Source organism: Arthrobacter sp. 10T413_2 (genome assembly GCF_056394205.1).
Window position 1 is genome coordinate 1 of record NZ_JBFTHK010000018.1, and the last position, 14,182, is coordinate 14,182.

Annotated in this window: 18 protein-coding genes, 1 tRNA gene and 1 pseudogene; 6 read left to right on the forward strand and 14 right to left on the reverse strand. The window is 61.7% G+C overall.

Going from position 1 to position 14,182, the window contains the following annotated elements; translation table 11 throughout:
- Nucleotides 1-98: 98 nt before the first annotated feature.
- Nucleotides 99-980: an inositol monophosphatase family protein gene (locus tag AC1DBQ_RS05095; protein WP_476927473.1), complete on the reverse strand. Its 882-nt coding sequence runs from the start codon at nucleotides 978-980 to the stop codon at nucleotides 99-101.
- Between the two features lie 107 nt (nucleotides 981-1,087).
- Here AC1DBQ_RS05095 and AC1DBQ_RS05100 point away from each other — a divergent pair, with 107 nt between their 5' ends.
- Nucleotides 1,088-2,056 carry an Lrp/AsnC family transcriptional regulator gene (locus AC1DBQ_RS05100; protein ID WP_476927474.1) on the forward strand — a complete coding sequence of 323 codons (969 nt, stop codon included), beginning with the start codon at nucleotides 1,088-1,090 and terminating at the stop codon, nucleotides 2,054-2,056.
- A gap of 71 nt (nucleotides 2,057-2,127) precedes the next feature.
- Here AC1DBQ_RS05100 and AC1DBQ_RS05105 read toward each other — a convergent pair whose 3' ends face one another.
- Complete coding sequence (locus tag AC1DBQ_RS05105; protein ID WP_476927475.1) at nucleotides 2,128-3,588, reverse strand: DHA2 family efflux MFS transporter permease subunit; 1,461 nt, start codon at nucleotides 3,586-3,588, stop codon at nucleotides 2,128-2,130.
- Between the two features lie 98 nt (nucleotides 3,589-3,686).
- Between AC1DBQ_RS05105 and AC1DBQ_RS05110 the strand changes: the two genes are divergently transcribed.
- Together AC1DBQ_RS05110 and AC1DBQ_RS05115 are read left to right on the forward strand one after the other, a co-directional pair.
- Nucleotides 3,687-4,247 (forward strand): TetR/AcrR family transcriptional regulator, encoded by a 561-nt coding sequence (locus AC1DBQ_RS05110; RefSeq protein ID WP_456507530.1) that lies wholly within the window; start codon nucleotides 3,687-3,689, stop codon nucleotides 4,245-4,247.
- 64 nt (nucleotides 4,248-4,311) lie between these two features.
- Nucleotides 4,312-4,878: a hypothetical protein gene (locus AC1DBQ_RS05115; RefSeq protein WP_476927476.1), complete on the forward strand. Its 567-nt coding sequence runs from the start codon at nucleotides 4,312-4,314 to the stop codon at nucleotides 4,876-4,878.
- 257 nt (nucleotides 4,879-5,135) lie between these two features.
- Here the strand turns inward: AC1DBQ_RS05115 and AC1DBQ_RS05120 are convergent, their stop codons facing one another.
- The 11 genes from AC1DBQ_RS05120 to AC1DBQ_RS05170 form a co-directional block, all read right to left on the reverse strand.
- Nucleotides 5,136-6,839 carry a GDSL-type esterase/lipase family protein gene (locus tag AC1DBQ_RS05120; RefSeq protein WP_476927477.1) on the reverse strand — a complete coding sequence of 568 codons (1,704 nt, stop codon included), beginning with the start codon at nucleotides 6,837-6,839 and terminating at the stop codon, nucleotides 5,136-5,138.
- Between the two features lie 171 nt (nucleotides 6,840-7,010).
- Nucleotides 7,011-7,271 (reverse strand): hypothetical protein, encoded by a 261-nt coding sequence (locus AC1DBQ_RS05125; protein WP_476927478.1) that lies wholly within the window; start codon nucleotides 7,269-7,271, stop codon nucleotides 7,011-7,013.
- A 166-nt stretch (nucleotides 7,272-7,437) separates the two neighbouring features.
- Nucleotides 7,438-8,613 (reverse strand): phage major capsid protein, encoded by a 1,176-nt coding sequence (locus AC1DBQ_RS05130; RefSeq protein ID WP_476927479.1) that lies wholly within the window; start codon nucleotides 8,611-8,613, stop codon nucleotides 7,438-7,440.
- A gap of 313 nt (nucleotides 8,614-8,926) precedes the next feature.
- Complete coding sequence (locus AC1DBQ_RS05135) at nucleotides 8,927-9,145, reverse strand: hypothetical protein (protein ID WP_476927480.1); 219 nt, start codon at nucleotides 9,143-9,145, stop codon at nucleotides 8,927-8,929.
- Between the two features lie 142 nt (nucleotides 9,146-9,287).
- Nucleotides 9,288-9,482 (reverse strand): hypothetical protein, encoded by a 195-nt coding sequence (locus tag AC1DBQ_RS05140; protein ID WP_476927481.1) that lies wholly within the window; start codon nucleotides 9,480-9,482, stop codon nucleotides 9,288-9,290.
- 12 nt (nucleotides 9,483-9,494) lie between these two features.
- A complete protein-coding gene (locus tag AC1DBQ_RS05145) occupies nucleotides 9,495-10,229 on the reverse strand; it encodes a hypothetical protein (protein WP_476927482.1) in 735 nt (244 codons plus the stop codon).
- Nucleotides 10,230-10,231: 2 nt separating this feature from the next.
- A complete protein-coding gene (locus AC1DBQ_RS05150) occupies nucleotides 10,232-10,423 on the reverse strand; it encodes a hypothetical protein (protein ID WP_476927483.1) in 192 nt (63 codons plus the stop codon).
- 189 nt (nucleotides 10,424-10,612) lie between these two features.
- A complete protein-coding gene (locus tag AC1DBQ_RS05155; RefSeq protein ID WP_476927484.1) occupies nucleotides 10,613-11,155 on the reverse strand; it encodes a helix-turn-helix domain-containing protein in 543 nt (180 codons plus the stop codon).
- Between the two features lie 39 nt (nucleotides 11,156-11,194).
- Nucleotides 11,195-11,596 carry a hypothetical protein gene (locus tag AC1DBQ_RS05160; protein ID WP_476927485.1) on the reverse strand — a complete coding sequence of 134 codons (402 nt, stop codon included), beginning with the start codon at nucleotides 11,594-11,596 and terminating at the stop codon, nucleotides 11,195-11,197.
- Between the two features lie 52 nt (nucleotides 11,597-11,648).
- Nucleotides 11,649-11,894 carry a hypothetical protein gene (locus tag AC1DBQ_RS05165; protein ID WP_476927486.1) on the reverse strand — a complete coding sequence of 82 codons (246 nt, stop codon included), beginning with the start codon at nucleotides 11,892-11,894 and terminating at the stop codon, nucleotides 11,649-11,651.
- On the reverse strand, nucleotides 11,894-12,088 hold the full coding sequence (locus tag AC1DBQ_RS05170) for a helix-turn-helix transcriptional regulator (RefSeq protein ID WP_476927487.1): 195 nt from the start codon (nucleotides 12,086-12,088) through the stop codon (nucleotides 11,894-11,896). Before AC1DBQ_RS05170 ends, AC1DBQ_RS05165 begins: the two co-directional genes overlap by 1 nt.
- Before the next feature lie 105 nt (nucleotides 12,089-12,193).
- Here AC1DBQ_RS05170 and AC1DBQ_RS05175 point away from each other — a divergent pair, with 105 nt between their 5' ends.
- The 3 genes and pseudogenes from AC1DBQ_RS05175 (at nucleotide 12,194) to AC1DBQ_RS05185 (ending at nucleotide 13,916) form a co-directional block, all read left to right on the forward strand.
- A complete protein-coding gene (locus AC1DBQ_RS05175) occupies nucleotides 12,194-12,796 on the forward strand; it encodes a helix-turn-helix domain-containing protein (RefSeq protein WP_476927488.1) in 603 nt (200 codons plus the stop codon).
- Nucleotides 12,783-12,914 (forward strand): annotated as a pseudogene (locus AC1DBQ_RS05180) (Arm DNA-binding domain-containing protein); the annotation flags it as partial. The gene AC1DBQ_RS05175 and the pseudogene AC1DBQ_RS05180, both read left to right, overlap by 14 nt.
- A gap of 219 nt (nucleotides 12,915-13,133) precedes the next feature.
- Nucleotides 13,134-13,916 carry a tyrosine-type recombinase/integrase gene (locus tag AC1DBQ_RS05185; protein WP_476927513.1) on the forward strand — a complete coding sequence of 261 codons (783 nt, stop codon included), beginning with the start codon at nucleotides 13,134-13,136 and terminating at the stop codon, nucleotides 13,914-13,916.
- Nucleotides 13,917-13,980: 64 nt separating this feature from the next.
- On the opposite strand, the gene AC1DBQ_RS05190 is transcribed toward AC1DBQ_RS05185, so the two are convergent.
- Nucleotides 13,981-14,067, reverse strand: a tRNA-Ser gene (locus AC1DBQ_RS05190).
- Between the last annotated feature and the right edge of the window lie 115 nt (nucleotides 14,068-14,182).

Consider the following 14,182-nt stretch of genomic DNA (forward strand, 5'->3'; position numbering starts at 1 on the left):
GCGCTGGACAAGGATGCCTCTACCGGCAGGAGTCAGACGGGCATTACGGTGGACCATGAAGACCTCTTAGTCGCTAGGTGTGTGTGGTAACCACCAACCTAAGAGGTCTTCACCCTTTCACCGTGTAACCAACGTCCTGGCTGAGTACACCTAGCAGCAGGACCGGCACCGGTCAGTGGTGGTTCATTGGTGCGGGTCAACATCTGGCGGAGCGACTCTGCGAGTGCCGGTCCTGCCGTCAAAATGCTGGTCGACTGCGAAGTGAGCGCCGCCCCGCGAATATCGGTTGTCGAGGCGCCGGCCTCTGCGGCCAGCACGCTGCCAGCGACCCAGTTCGACTGGTCCGCCCCGAAGGCCCAGAAGGCGTCGATTCTGCCGTCAGCGACCCAAGCGAGCTGTAGGGATGTCGGTCCCAGGTTGCGGACCGCGCCGACGGTATTCAGTGCGGCGGTGTATGCGGCACCGGCCAGGGCGTTCGAGTGCCCGTCTTGGTTCTGGCCGGGCGCATGAGACGTGGCGACGAAGGCGTCCGCAAGGTCGGATTTTGGCGATGCGCTCATGGGGCGCCCGTTGACGGTGGCTCCTTCTCCGATCGAGGCGTGGAACATCTCGTCTTTGGCGGGGTCATAAACCCATGCTGACACTGCCACGCCGTCGGTGATGAGGGCTAGTGAGATGCACCAGGCGTTCATGCCCTGGAGCAGCTGGACTGCGCCGTCGATAGGGTCGCAGACCCACCAAGAACCTGAGTGGAGTAGCCTGCCGGGCCGTCCTGTCTCGGCTTCGAGATCGAGCCATCCAATTTCGGGGGCGACGTCGGCCAATGCGTCACGGACCGCCTTGGTGGCGGCCGTGTTGATGTCCTGGAACTGCTTGAAGAACTCGGCGCGGTCGCTGGGCGGAGTTGACGGAAGGCGAAATGAACGGATGACGTTTGCTGCCGCTTTGAGAGCGGCTCGGACGGAGTCGAGCTGGACCATGTGCGTTCCTTCGTTAAGTAGTCGAGAACCCAAGCCTCTTCCGCGGACCAACCCGGCGCCTGGTAATGAGCCTAAAGTGAACGGGTTCCGCCATATATGATCGGCTAGTGAACAAATCCGCCATTCTGGACGAGGACGATCGGCGGATCGTGTGCGCGCTGCAGCTTGATGGCCGGGCGTCGGCTGCTGGCATAGCCGACGTCTTGGGCCTGACCGAGCGGACGGCCGTGCGGAGAATCAACCGACTCTTGGACTCCGGGACTGTCCGGGTGATCCTTCCGCAAGTCGTCGCACCGGAAACTGAGTCAGTCACCGCGATTCTTCGCGTGCGGGTCCTGAAGGGGAAGGTTGTCAGGATCGCGTCGGCGCTGGCCCGTCGGGACGATGTTCAGTTCGTGGACATCATGGAAGACGGGCAAGAGATCGTGGCCTCGAGCATGACTTCCTCGCCGTCCCGAGCGCGTGCATTGCGGGCCGGGCTCGCCTCTGCGGGCGACATAGTCGACATCAGGAGCCACACCGGCTTACATCGATATGCCGACCCCGCATCATGGACGTTGGGACTACTTTCCCCCGAAGAAGTTGCCGCCCTCCGTCCGCTTGGGCATGACGTGACTCCCGTGTGGGCGGCGGACGATCCCGAGGTTCGAGAGCTGCTCGCTGCGAACGCGCGGTCTTCACTTGCTGACCTTGCCCGCAGGTCATCCACGCCGATATCAACGCTGCGCCGGCGCGTGGAGAAGCTATCGGCGAACGGGCTGCTTCGCACGGTCACACTTGTCGACCGTGAGGCGCTCGGCCTCAAGGTTGATGCCAACATCAGCTTGACCGTCCCGCCCGCCGCCGTGAACGAGGTAGGGCAGGCCTTGGCCCTGATGCCGGGAATACACGGCGTAGCGGCAATGACCGGAACGCCCAACATGTTCCTGGCTTATTACTGCGCGCACCTGCCAGCTCTGCACTTGTTCGTGACGGAGACACTAGGTTCTCTCGGGGTGGCTGCCGCCGAGGTAAGCCTGGTCGGCACCCCGGTGAAACGCGCCGGCGCCATACTGTCCGGGATCGGCGGTTCCTAGCGGTCAGCGATGACGCCGCAGCCTTCCTGTCAGCGTTATGCCGCGCGGGCGCGCGATCCTCATCAGGGCCGTTAGCTGGCGGGGCCGGTGGGCGAGGGAGGCATGGTTATAGCCGCGCTTCGGTTGGCGATGGTGATGACAATTCCGGCGATGATGGCCAAGGCGTAGAACCACGTCGCGGCGTTGAACACGGCGGCATAGGCGTTGGCCTCTGTCTGGTGTGTGCCAGTGCCTGCGGCCTTGCTGAACACCACGGTGAGCAGGGCGAGGCCGATGGAGCCGCCGAGTTGGTGGGCGGTGTTGACCAGACCGGATCCTGCGCCATTGTCTTCCGGGGCCACGCGCGACATTCCGAACTCTGTGAGCAGGATGATCGCGGCTCCCTGACTGGCGCCCAAAACGATCAGGGGCAGCAGGATGCCGGGGAAGTAGCTGGTGGTTGGGCCAATGGTGCTCAGCCATAACATCCCGAGCGCGGCGGTGATGAGTGATGCGAGCAGGAGCATGGGCTTGCCGATGAGGTTGCTGAGCGGCCGAATGACGTAGACCATCGCGAAGAACATTAGTGTGAGCGGGATGTAGGAGATGCCTGCGATGAATGCACTGAACCCGAGTATGTTCTGCAGGTATTGGCTGAGGAAGTAGAACGTGGAGAACATCGCGCCCACGATCAGGATCCGGATGAGGTACGCACCGGAACGGGTCGTGTCCTTGAAAAGACGCAGGGGAGTGATGGCCTGGGCTGCGCGGCGTTCAACGACGATGAACGTCGCGATGAGCAGAACGGCCAGAAGCAGCGGACCCCAGGTTACCGGCTGTTTCCAGCCTGCCTCGCTGGCATTGACCAACCCGAAGACCAGGGACGACATGCCGAAAGTGACAGTGAGTGCGCCTGGGATGTCGAAGTTGCCTTTGCTCCTGCCGGTCTCCGGAAGGAAGCGGGGTGCGAGCAGCAGGACGACGGCTCCGATCGGCACGTTGATCAGTAGCCCCCAACGCCACGAGAGCAGGTCGGTGAACACGCCCCCAACGATGATGCCAACGCTTCCGCCGGCACCGATCACGGCGCTGTATATACCGATTGCCTTCGACCGCTCTTCAGGCTGAGGGAAGGACTGGACCAACAGGGCCAGTGTTGCCGGAATCGCGAATGCGGAGGCGATTCCCTGCAGAACACGGGCAAGGATCATCACGCCGGCATTCGGTGCCAGCCCTGCAAGCAGCGACGCGACGGTGAACATTGCTACGCCTGCCATGAAGACCCGACGGCGGCCCAGGAGGTCACCGGCCCGGGCGCCCAGAAGGAGCAGGCCGCCGAACGCCAGTGCGTAGCTGTTCTGCACCCACGACAGCGATGAGGTGGTGAACCCCAACTCGCGCTCCAGATGCGGCAGCGCAGTGGTCACGATCGATGTATCCAGGACCATCATCAGCTGGCAGCCCATGATCACCGCCAGCACCACGCCCCGCGACCCGCGGCCGGTCGGGCCGGTCGGGGCCCCCACCTCGACGTCCGGTGTTGAACTACTCACGATGGGAACTCCTTTATAAGTAACTAGTTGGTTGCTTAACATGATGAAGCGGCGCAGAAGCGTTTGTCAACTAACTAGTTACTTGTTAGTGTCTGGGAGTGGCCCGAGATGCAGAAGCAACCAAGAGACGAATCCTGGACGCAGCCGAGGAAGAGTTCGCCAGGTATGGGATTGCGGGGGCGCGCGTTGATCGCATCGCCGACAATGCGCAGGCGAACAAGGCAATGCTCTACCGCTATTTCGACAGCAAAGACCGTCTTTTTGAAGAAGTATTCACGCAGCGCGTGCTCGCGTTTGTCGACGAGGCCGAGTTCGACGCCGCCGACCTCGCTGGATACGCGGGGCGCACCTTCGACGTCTACCAGAAGTATCCAAACATTCTCCGGTTGACGAACTGGTACATTCTGGAACGCGGTGAAGAGGGTGAGCTGGAGGAGCTTATGGCCGCCCACCGCCACAAGATCGCCCTTATCGAGCAGGCCCAGGTGGAAGGTCTCCTCCCGGCGGACCGGTCCGCCATCGAAATCCTGACCGCGGTGCGTGCCTTGGCGATGACCTGGCACACACTCACGCCTGAAATGAGCCGGGCTCAACTACCTGACGCCGCCGCACGGCGCGCCGCGGTCGTTGAAAACGTCCGCAGGCTCATTGCGCAGTGAGGCGACCGCGCGTCTTCTTGTAATAGGCGCGAGCTAACACGGTTGTGTTAACAAGGGGTTTGTTTTGATCCTGACGATCATCGTCGTGTGTGAGGTCGCCTTCTGGGTAGTTATCTTGTTGGGACTTCCTGCCCGGTACGTGGGCCGGGCGCCGCGGCTGGGTTTGTTCCTGCTTGCCCTGGCTCCCGTGGTCGATCTGGTCTTGCTCATCTCGACGGCGTTGCACCTTCAGTCAGGGAACGAGGCGACCTGGCACCACGGGCTAGCGGCGGTGCACATCGGCTTTTCGATCGCGTACGGGCACCGCATGATCGGCTGGGCTGATGCCCGGTTCGCCTATCATTTCTCCGGAGGCCCCAAGCCGGTCCGGTTGTCCGGCTGGGCACATACCAAATCGTGTTGGGCGGATGTGGCCCGCACCGCATTGGCGGCAGTGATCTCGGCAGGTATCTTGTTGCTACTGGCCTGGTGCGTCGCTGATGCCGGACGGACGGCGGCATTGCAGTCCTGGTATCCCATCCTTCTTATGCTGACTGCCATCGAAGTCTTTTGGGCGGTCAGCTACACGCTTTCTCCGAAGCGCGGCAGCGGGCCGAGGCGCAAAGTTGCGGCTGGGCGAGGCAGCCCTTAAGAAAGTTTTGCCAATTCTTTGCCAAGCAGGTCACTCCGGGCAAAGCGAAGGCCCCTGGTTCCCTTGTAAACAAAGGGAAGCAGGGGCCTCGCTACGTGGCGGTGACGGTGGGATTTGAAACCTCTCCGGTGCCAGCACTGGCAAGGAAAACCGCTAGAATCCGGGGAATTTCATCACTAGATATCACGGCAATTCATAGTGGATGTGCCCAAAATGTGCCCAAAATGTGCCCGCGTGCCATAGCGCGCGTCTCCTTGCTAGCGTCCGTGCAGCATCCTGGCCATGATCCCGGCAATCTTCCGGTGCCCGACGTCGGACGGGTGCAAGGTGTCGGAGTAGAGCCCCTGCCCAGCCGGGTCCGTGGTCGGACTCGGGATGTCCGGCAGATCCCAACGCAGGTCCAGGTACTTCACCTTCGGATCCGCGGCGGCGATCACTGCGAGCTGCGCCCCGTACGGTGCCCAGGTGGCGTCGTCTCGCCCGCTGCCCATGTACATGTTCACGAGGATAATTGAGCCGGTGAAGCCGCCAATGGTGGCGCGGGTGGACGCGATCAGACGCAGAATGTTATCCCGATACGTCAGGACGCTGGTGCCGGCGCTGTAGTCGTTGGTGCCCAGGCCGATGATGACTGCGGCGAACGGGCCCGCCGCTTTCAGCGCTGTTGCGGTGTTGTCGCTGTTGCCCTGGGTGAGCTGAGCCGAGGTGATGCCGTGCTTGGCTGCGTCCACAACCCGGACGCCCTTGGTTTCGTCGCCGTCATAGGTGAGGAGCCCCTGAGCGTACACATACTGCCCTGCGGCGCTTGATGCGTCCCGCTTGACCACCACCGTATGGACACCCTGTGTCAGTGCGCCCGTTGACCATGTGGCGGCATTGTTGGTTGTCCCGTTGGTGTTGACGACAACCGGGGTTCCACCGTCCACGCTGATGTTCATGACGCCGGTTGTGGTGGTCTTGGTATACATGAGCGTGGCGCTTGTGCCGGTGAACGTGAATGTCAGGATGGAGGTTGCATCCTCCAGACGAGCGGCCCGCCAGCCAAGGCCCCAGCCAAAGCCGGTCGTTACGGTGCCTGCCTGCGTGACGGGCTGGCCCGTTGCCGTGGTGGCGTACTTTGCCGGGATGAACGGGAACGTGGCGCCGCCCTGGTTTCCGACCTGGCGACGCAGGTAGGACTGTAGGACGGTCTGCCAACGGTTCGCGAGCGTCGTTGTGCCGGTGCCCTCCGTAATGGAATCGCCCACCGCGAGGATCTGTGCGGGCGCCGTGGTGCAGTCCCGGTAAGCCGTCCGCCAGTCGAACAGTGCCGGATCTTCCAGCCGATATTCAAGCCACTGCCGCCAGGTCCCCGCGGAGTTGTTGCGTAGCAGTGGCCGGGGCACGGTTTCCCACGTCGTGTACTGCTGAACCGTGCCGGTCCCGAAAGTCTTTGCGTCCAGGGATCCCACATAAGCGGTTGGCTGGTTCGTGCCGCTAGAAGACAGGATGCCATAGCTGCCGGGCGTGGTTAGCGTGTTGAAGTCCACGGGGGTAGCGATGTCGCCACGAGCCCACTTGCCGGCCTCCAGCGTCCCAATGCGCCCGTCCTGAGTAGACGGATTCCAGTTTGCAGCCGAATAGGAGGCGCTAGAGGTGAAGTTCACCTTGGCGGATACGATGTCGCCATTCGGCGCGATGACGCGCTGGCCCGCAGTGTAGGACGTAGACGCCTTCCACACGGGCACAAGCCCGGCAGTGTTCTGTGCCATCGTCGCCGCGGAACTGACCACGGAAGCATCGCCAGCAATGTAGCTAGACACAGCCGGCGGGACTGCGGAGGTGACGAGGGGCGATACGCGCCCGTCAATCTTCGTCGTCAGGTCCGTGTCCTGGAGACGCTGCGGAAGGCTAGTGTCCACTACCTTGATGAATGCGGGGATGGTGCCGTCCGCCCCTACGGAAACTATGGTGTTGACCATTGGTGGTTAGTCCTGTCGTTGGTCTGAAATTGGGTACAAAAAAGCCCGCCATGAGCGGGCTACGTGAAGTCTTCTGGTGCGTATGGGTGGCTATGCGACATTTGTAGGCAACCGTGCCGGCCCTGACTCGGCTGGGTAGTCTTTTTTATTCACAGCTTTTTCCACAGAAAGTCACACTGAGCGCAGGGCTCGGAGTTGGGCTAGCTTGCCCTGTACCGGCGCCGATTCCTGCTTCACGGCCAGGGCGCGGGCAAGATCCTTCAATGCGGACAGGTAAGCCGCTGTAAGCCGCGTAGACGGCCCACCTTCAGCCGCGTCCATCTGTGCCGCCAGCTCCTTACACAAGGCCAGCAGCGGGGCGTGAGCGTCCGTCAGCGTGCCCTTACCGGCCTTGATAGCCAGGTTCATAGCCCTGCCATGGGTTCCAATCATCCAAAGAATCCTTTTCTGAGTGGGCAAAAAATCGCGGAGAGAGGGAGTCAGCTCACCGGAGAAGCTGACCAGCCGTTAGGGCTGGCAAGATTCAGACCTCCCACCCGGTGCCGGGTCTGCCGTCCCATCTGTTAGAGATAGGACGGCAGACGGGTTGGGTGGCTGGTTAGGCCGGGTCAGAGATGGTGACGATGGACAGCGCGGACGGTGCCAGGACGCCGAGGCTCAGTCGTTCTTCGGCGATGACTTCGACCTCGTTGGAGCGGAAGCCGCTGCCGTATGCGTTGGTGCGGACTGACATCCCTTCACGCACCCAGACCTGGCAGGACTTGGCGAAGTTGGCAACGACGGCCTTACCCTGGGGAATCTCGGACGTGAGTACAACACGGGTTCCCCAGAGGGTTGCCGGGCCGTCCTGCGTCGGGTCGCCGGCGATGTATCCGCCGAGAGTTGTCTTGGTGCGACGGGCCTTGGAGTAGTCGAGCGGGTGCATGATGATGCCGTCCGGGTCGGTGAACCGTCCGGCTGCGCGGAGCTGGCTGCCGGCAATCTCTACGGCGTCGAGGATGGTGTCTCCAGCGAGGCGGGTGTAGGACTGGGTTCCGGTGACCTTCAGCAGACCCTTGAACTTGCTTGCGCCCGTGCCGAGCGCGTTGAGCAGTTCGTTGTTCTCGGCGTCGATGAGTCCGGCGATCATGTCAGCGGACAGAAGCTGCTGGAACGGGGCGAAGTCGGTCAGGGCTTCTTCGGTAACCTGCATCCAGTGTGCGAGCTTGGTAACGCCTGCCTGCGCCTTGGTGAAGGCGATGCCGGATTCGGGCTTCTGTGCGCCTTCGGCTACTGCTGCGGCGCCCGCGGTGCCGGTGGTGATGTAGTACTCGATTACGGCGGAGTTCGTTGCCGTGGTGGGCAGCAGGTCAAGGATTCGGGTGGGTTCCCGAGCTGCCAGGATCGGCGGCAGGAACTGCGAGGGCAGGAGCGCCGGGTCAAGGTTTCCGGAGGTGATTGCCGCCTTGGTCACGAACGGCATGCGGTCCTGTACCGACTTGAACAGGGCGAGCTGCTGGGTCGGGTCGAGGACGAGCGAGGGCGCCTGGCCGGTTACGCCCTTGGTGGTGGATCCGGTGGACGCGTAGGGGCTGTTGATGTCTTCCCCGCCGGACATGAGCCGCCCGGCTTCTTCGTGGAGCTTCAGGGTTTCCTGGTGCTGCTTCAGTTCGGCGGTGAGTCCGTCGAGCTGGTCCTTCTTGGCCGCGTTAGTCAGCGATTTGCTGCTGACGATGGCCTGGGATTTTGCGCCGAGTTCGGCAATGGCGCGGCGTGCTTCGATTGCGTTGGACATAGTTGTCTCCTGGTGAGGGTGCGCCAGAATTGGGCGCTAAAGGGTGAGGGTTGCCTGAAGTAAGCCCGGATTCGGGCATGAGAAAAGTTCAGGGGTGTTACGGGGCGTTCCGCTGGCCTAGCGTGCCCGGGTGAGCGTCAGACTGGCCGGTCTTGGCTCGTCGGTTGAAGATTGGACGGGGGTCTGGCAACGGGGGCCAATCCAGATCCGGAAGCGGGGGCCTAAGCGCCGGCGACGGGGGCTGGTTGACGCCGGAAGCAAACTCCGGAACATCTTTTCTACCTAAGACCATTCTATCGAACATATCTACGAATTAACAGAGCTGCGCGACCCAGTCGGGGCAGTCCTTTTCGTGCGTGACTCCGAGCGCCCGCGGCAAGGTGCCGTCACGAGCGATTACCTCAAGGTTTGCGGTGCAGTGCGGGCACTGCCAGAGAACGAGTTGGGCGGCGGCTTCGATCCGGCGCAGCTCATGTTCTATGGGCTTTGCGAGTGGCGGGAACCTGTAGTCAGCGTCGGGTAGGTCGGTCATTTGGTCTCCTGTCCTTTGGGGCGTGGCGGGAGCGTCTTGGGCGGCGGATACGATGACCGCGACTGACCCCGGTTCGGTGCTTGCTTCCGTTTGGTCTCGGCGGCTTGGAGTCTGATGGCGGCGTGGTAGCTGGACGGGCTGCTCATGATGCCGCGCCTTCGAGGCGGTCTGCCATGTCGTGCAACTGATCGGCGAGGGCGCGGGCTTCGGCGTAAGTCAGGTGGGCTTTGAGCCGACCGTTTCCGGACCATAGCCCGACTCCGGGGGTTTCGTTCCTGTCATGGTCTTTCCAGGTCCAGTAGCGGGCAGTGAGCGCGGGGCGCGTGGGTGTGGTCATTTTCTGTGCCTCCTAGACAATCCGCTTGATGGCGCCCGTTGACGGATCCATGTAGACGTTGGCGGTAACGCTGCTGATGGTTGATGCGCTGGTGTTTCTCAGTGGTCCGTCTACCCGCACGCCGGAACTGTCAACGTTCACTAGCCCGCCGGTGGCTTGAAGCTTCGCTGAGCTGCTGTCGATCTGCACCACGCTGCCGCCCTTGAACATCTGGACTGTTGTGGCGTCGGTGAAGACCTGGGCACCGTTAGAGAAGACAAGGGCACCGGATGAGACTGACGGGTCAATGGTCAGCGCCGAACCAACCTTGACCTTGCCGGTGGTGACGTTCAGGTCTGATTTGAGGGTTGTCACGTTTTCAACAGACAGGGTGCCCTTGATGTCCGTGGCGCCGTTGACGTGGGTGGGCCCGTTCAGTTTTGTGTCGCCCGTGACGGTGGCGCTCCCGGCGATGTTCGTGGGGCCGTTGAGGTCCGTTGTGCCCGTGAACGTGGTTTGCCCGGTCTGAGTGAACGTGCCCGTGAAGCTTGTCGGCCCCGACTGGGTGAACGTCCCGGTGAAGGTCGCTGTGCCGTTGACGATGAGATGGCCGTCCGAAATATTGAGAGCGCCTTGGTCGTAGACCTCGATACCGCCGCGCCCGATGGCTGCGTTGTTCATCGGGGATGCTGTTTCTAGGTCTCGGATCCGGCGGAGGATGTCGCGGATCTCGGCGGTGTTGTCGGCCAGGTTGTCGAACTTACCCATAGTTATCGTCTTTCGTTCATGGCGGGCTCTTTGCCGCTGGGGGTGATGGTGGTGCCGTTGCGTTCCGCTTCAGCCAGACGCTTGTAGAACTCGGCGCGTTCGGCGCTGTGCAGTGCACGTTCCCGCCATAAGGCGGCTTGTGCAGGCCAACCCCATTCGTCGGTGTCTGCGGCTTTGTAGGGGTCATAGGCCATTGGTACGGTTCCTTTTCTGGCGCTGTCGGTCTGCGCTCGCGGATGCTTTGTTTCCCACGGGGTCGGGGTGGAGTCCGCGGCCCGTGTGGGTTTCCGGGGCGTTGGTACGTGCTTGCAGCCGTTGACTCATCCGAAGGCACATTTCCCGCAAGTACCGGATTTCGCTTTCGTAGCTTTCGGGCGTGCGGGTCATTCGGGCACCTTTCCGAAGTTCTTTCCCCATTTGGAGCCCCATCCGCCGCCGTTTTTGAAGCCGGGTGTGTCCCAAGGGGCGGCCTCCATTGGAGGCTCGTCACCCCAGGAAATTGGTTGGTGGAGAGGATTTGATGAAGAAGATGTGTTGGTGGGTCTTCTGGGTGACCCTCGGTCGGGGGTCATTTGACCCTCGGTCGCGTCGTTTTGACCCTCGGTCGGGTCCAATCGCGGGTCTTCTAGATGACCCGCGATTGTGGGTAACCCGAGCGCGTAGGTGTCGGCGAACTTCCGCGTACCGGTTGCGTTTGATGACCGGGTTTTCACGATCCAGCCCCCCTCGCGCAAGACCTTGAGGTTTCGCTTGACGGTTGCTGGGCTTATCTTCAGGTCTTGGGACAATCGCTCATAGCCCGGGTGTGCGTTGAACCCTTTGCCGTCGGAGTAGTTGAATATCTGGACTGCGAGGAGCTTTGCTTTGTCGTCCAGGTCCGCGACCATGACGGCCTTTAGCCAGGCGAATTTCCTATTGACTGTCATTGCCGGGCTCCAGTTCCTTCAGCGTTCCGGCTATTGGGGTTAGTTGGCCTCCGGGTTGCTGGGCCAGGGATTGTGTCCGGGGAAGCTGAAAGACTCGAAGGGTGTGCCGGCGTCGTCTGCCGCGGCGTCGATGAACAAACGCGCGACGTCGGCTGCTGCCAGCTCGCTGTAAAGAGCAGTGGTCTGCATTTGGCGGAGGACGGTCCCGCGGTCCCAGTCGGGCCGGAACGTCTGAATGAGTCCGTAAAGTGCCTGCGCCTGGTCAATCGTGAGGCGCTTCGGGCTGTTTACCGGGAGGCTGTTTGCAGCTTCGGGCGTGACTTCTACAGCATTGTTCGGTATGGTGGAGAGAGACAAAATGAGACCTATTTTCTGTGGTGGATGATAGTTCTGTAAACGGTCCTGAATTTTGGCAGCGCAAACTGCAAAGTTCAGGGCCATTTTTTGTGCAATGAGATTTAGCTGTGGCGCCGAGCCCCAGGCTGGCGATTCACTAAGCGGTGTACGGGTTCTTTGCTTCTACGATGGCGTCGGTCAGCGGTCCCGCATGTGAGGTCCCGTGCCAAAAACCGCTCGACCAAGCGGCAGCCGGCGTCGTGATTCCCAGTGCTGCGACGATGTCAGCCAGACGGTAAACCTGCTGTGAACCGTCTTCCAGCGCGATCAGCACCTGGTCGGGGCCGATCAGATCGAAAGTAACGGGCGCCGTCCCCGTTGTGGACCTGACTGTCGTTGCCATCAGGCTGCGCCGCTCTGCTGGTGCGTGTTCTGATCCAACCAGGCCTCTACATCGCTGACGCGGTAGCGAACGCTCCGCCCGCCGAGTTTGACGAACCGGGGACCTGTCCCCATGTAGCGCCAGTTAGCGAGGACGGCTGTGGACGTGCCGATGCGCGCCCCCAGTTCCGCCGGCTTCATAAGTTCTGAAGTCATCTGTGCTCCCGAGAAGTAGTTTGTGTTCCCTAGACACATTCTGTGTCTACTCAAACCATAACCCGATGATTGCGAATGTGTCAATGGGGGGAGTACTGTGTCTCCATGACACTAAAGCGGAGCAGTGCGGATCTGGGTAAGAGGTTGACCAAGTACAGGAAGCTGGCTGGCCTTAGTGCCCAACAGCTCAGTGATCGAGTAAACGGCGAGATTTCCCGATCCGTAATTGCCAACATCGAGAGTGGGCGCAAAACGGACGTCACCGTAGACCAGCTGCTCGCCCTATCGTGGGCGCTGGACATACCACCGGTCGCACTGGCGCTGCCTTTAGACCAGCCGTACGAAGAAGTCCTGATTGTTGATGGTCCCAGTCCTGTAACGCTCCCATCCCATGAGGCCGCGTTGGTCTTTGGGATGTCTGGCATCGTGGCGGAAGTAATCGCGCGGGATGCGAAATCAGACCTGGCGGGGTTCCAGGTAGCTAGGAATGACATGGTATTCGGCAATATGTTGGCCGCAGCTCGGTTTGACGCCTACCAGGTCGCGGAATACGCGAAGACGGATCCGGAGGACTTCGATGAGGAGGATGTCAAGGATGCCGCCCGCGCGCTCGCTGAAAAGCACAAGCAGATGGCCAGCATGCGGAAAACGGTAAGGACCGACATGCCATGGATACGCGCGAGCGTGAGTGCAAATGGCAACGATTGAGCCTTACGACACGGCGGCGGGGCGGCGTTACCAGGTCCGTTATCGCAAGCCGGACCGGACGCAAACCAAGAAGCGCGGGTTTCGAACCAAGCGTGACGCTGAGTTGTTCCTGGCGAGTGTGGAGGTTTCTAAGGCCCGCGGGGAGTTTGTAGACGCTACTGCTGCCAAGGCTCTAATTGGGCCGCTGGGGGCTGCGTGGCTGGCGCGGCAGACGCACTTGAAGCCGTCGTCATACCGTCCGCTCGAATCCGCCTGGAGAATCCACGTCCTGCCGGCGTGGGGGCATGTCGCCGTGTCTGACGTGCGGAAGACGGCCGTGCAGCAGTGGGTGTCAGAAATGACTCTCGGGGATCCCGAGGCAACGCCGGCACGGAAGCCCAAAGGGGCGACGCTGGTTATCCGGGCCTACGGGGTGCTGGCGTCGATTCTGGACGATGCAGTGAGCGACCGGCGAACCCTCAGCAACCCGTCAAGGGGCGTCTCACTGCCCCGCAAGGTGAAGAAACCACACGTCTACCTCAGCCATGAGCAAGTGCACGCACTGGCCGCTGCCAGCAAGTACCCGGGCTTGGTCCTGGTGCTGGCATACTGCGGCATCCGGTGGGGCGAAGCTACCGCGCTGAGGGTCAAGCACCTGGACATGCTGCGCCGCCGGCTGATGATCGAGGAGAACGCCGTTCAGGTGGGCTCAGTGATTGAGGTGGGCACTCCGAAGAATCATAAGAAGCGCACTGTGCCCTTTCCGCGGTTCCTGGGGCAGTACCTGGCGCGGCAATGCGAGGGCAAGGGGAGGGATGATCTGGTGTTCCCCGGCGAGAGTGGGCACCATTTGCGGCTGGCCCGGGTGCATGAGGACAACATGAGCTGGTTTGGTAGTGCCGTGAAGCGGACGGGCATTCCCCGGATCACTCCGCATGACCTCCGGCACTCAGCGGCGAGCTTCGCTGTGTCGGCTGGCGCGAATGTGAAAGTGGTCCAAAAGATGCTCGGTCACAGCTCGGCAGCGATGACGCTGGACATCTACGCGGACCTGTTCGACGGGGACCTGGACGCTGTTTCGGACGCTCTAGATCACGCTGTATCTCTGGCGAATGTGCCCAAAATGTGCCCACGGGGCTGATTTCGACAAAGCGAAAGGCCCTGCTTCCCTTGTAAATAAAGGGAAGCAGGGCCTTTCTCATTCGCGGTGACGGTGGGATTTGAACCCACGTTGGCTTTGACACCAAACAACATTTCGAGTGTTGCACCTTCGGCCGCTCGGACACGTCACCAACCTGACTAGGGTACCGGAGCAAGGCGCCCATCCACAAAACGAGCCGCGACGGCACCCGAACAAACCCGTTGCCCGCGCGCGCCGCCCTTCCCCGCGCACGGGCAGGGCACTAG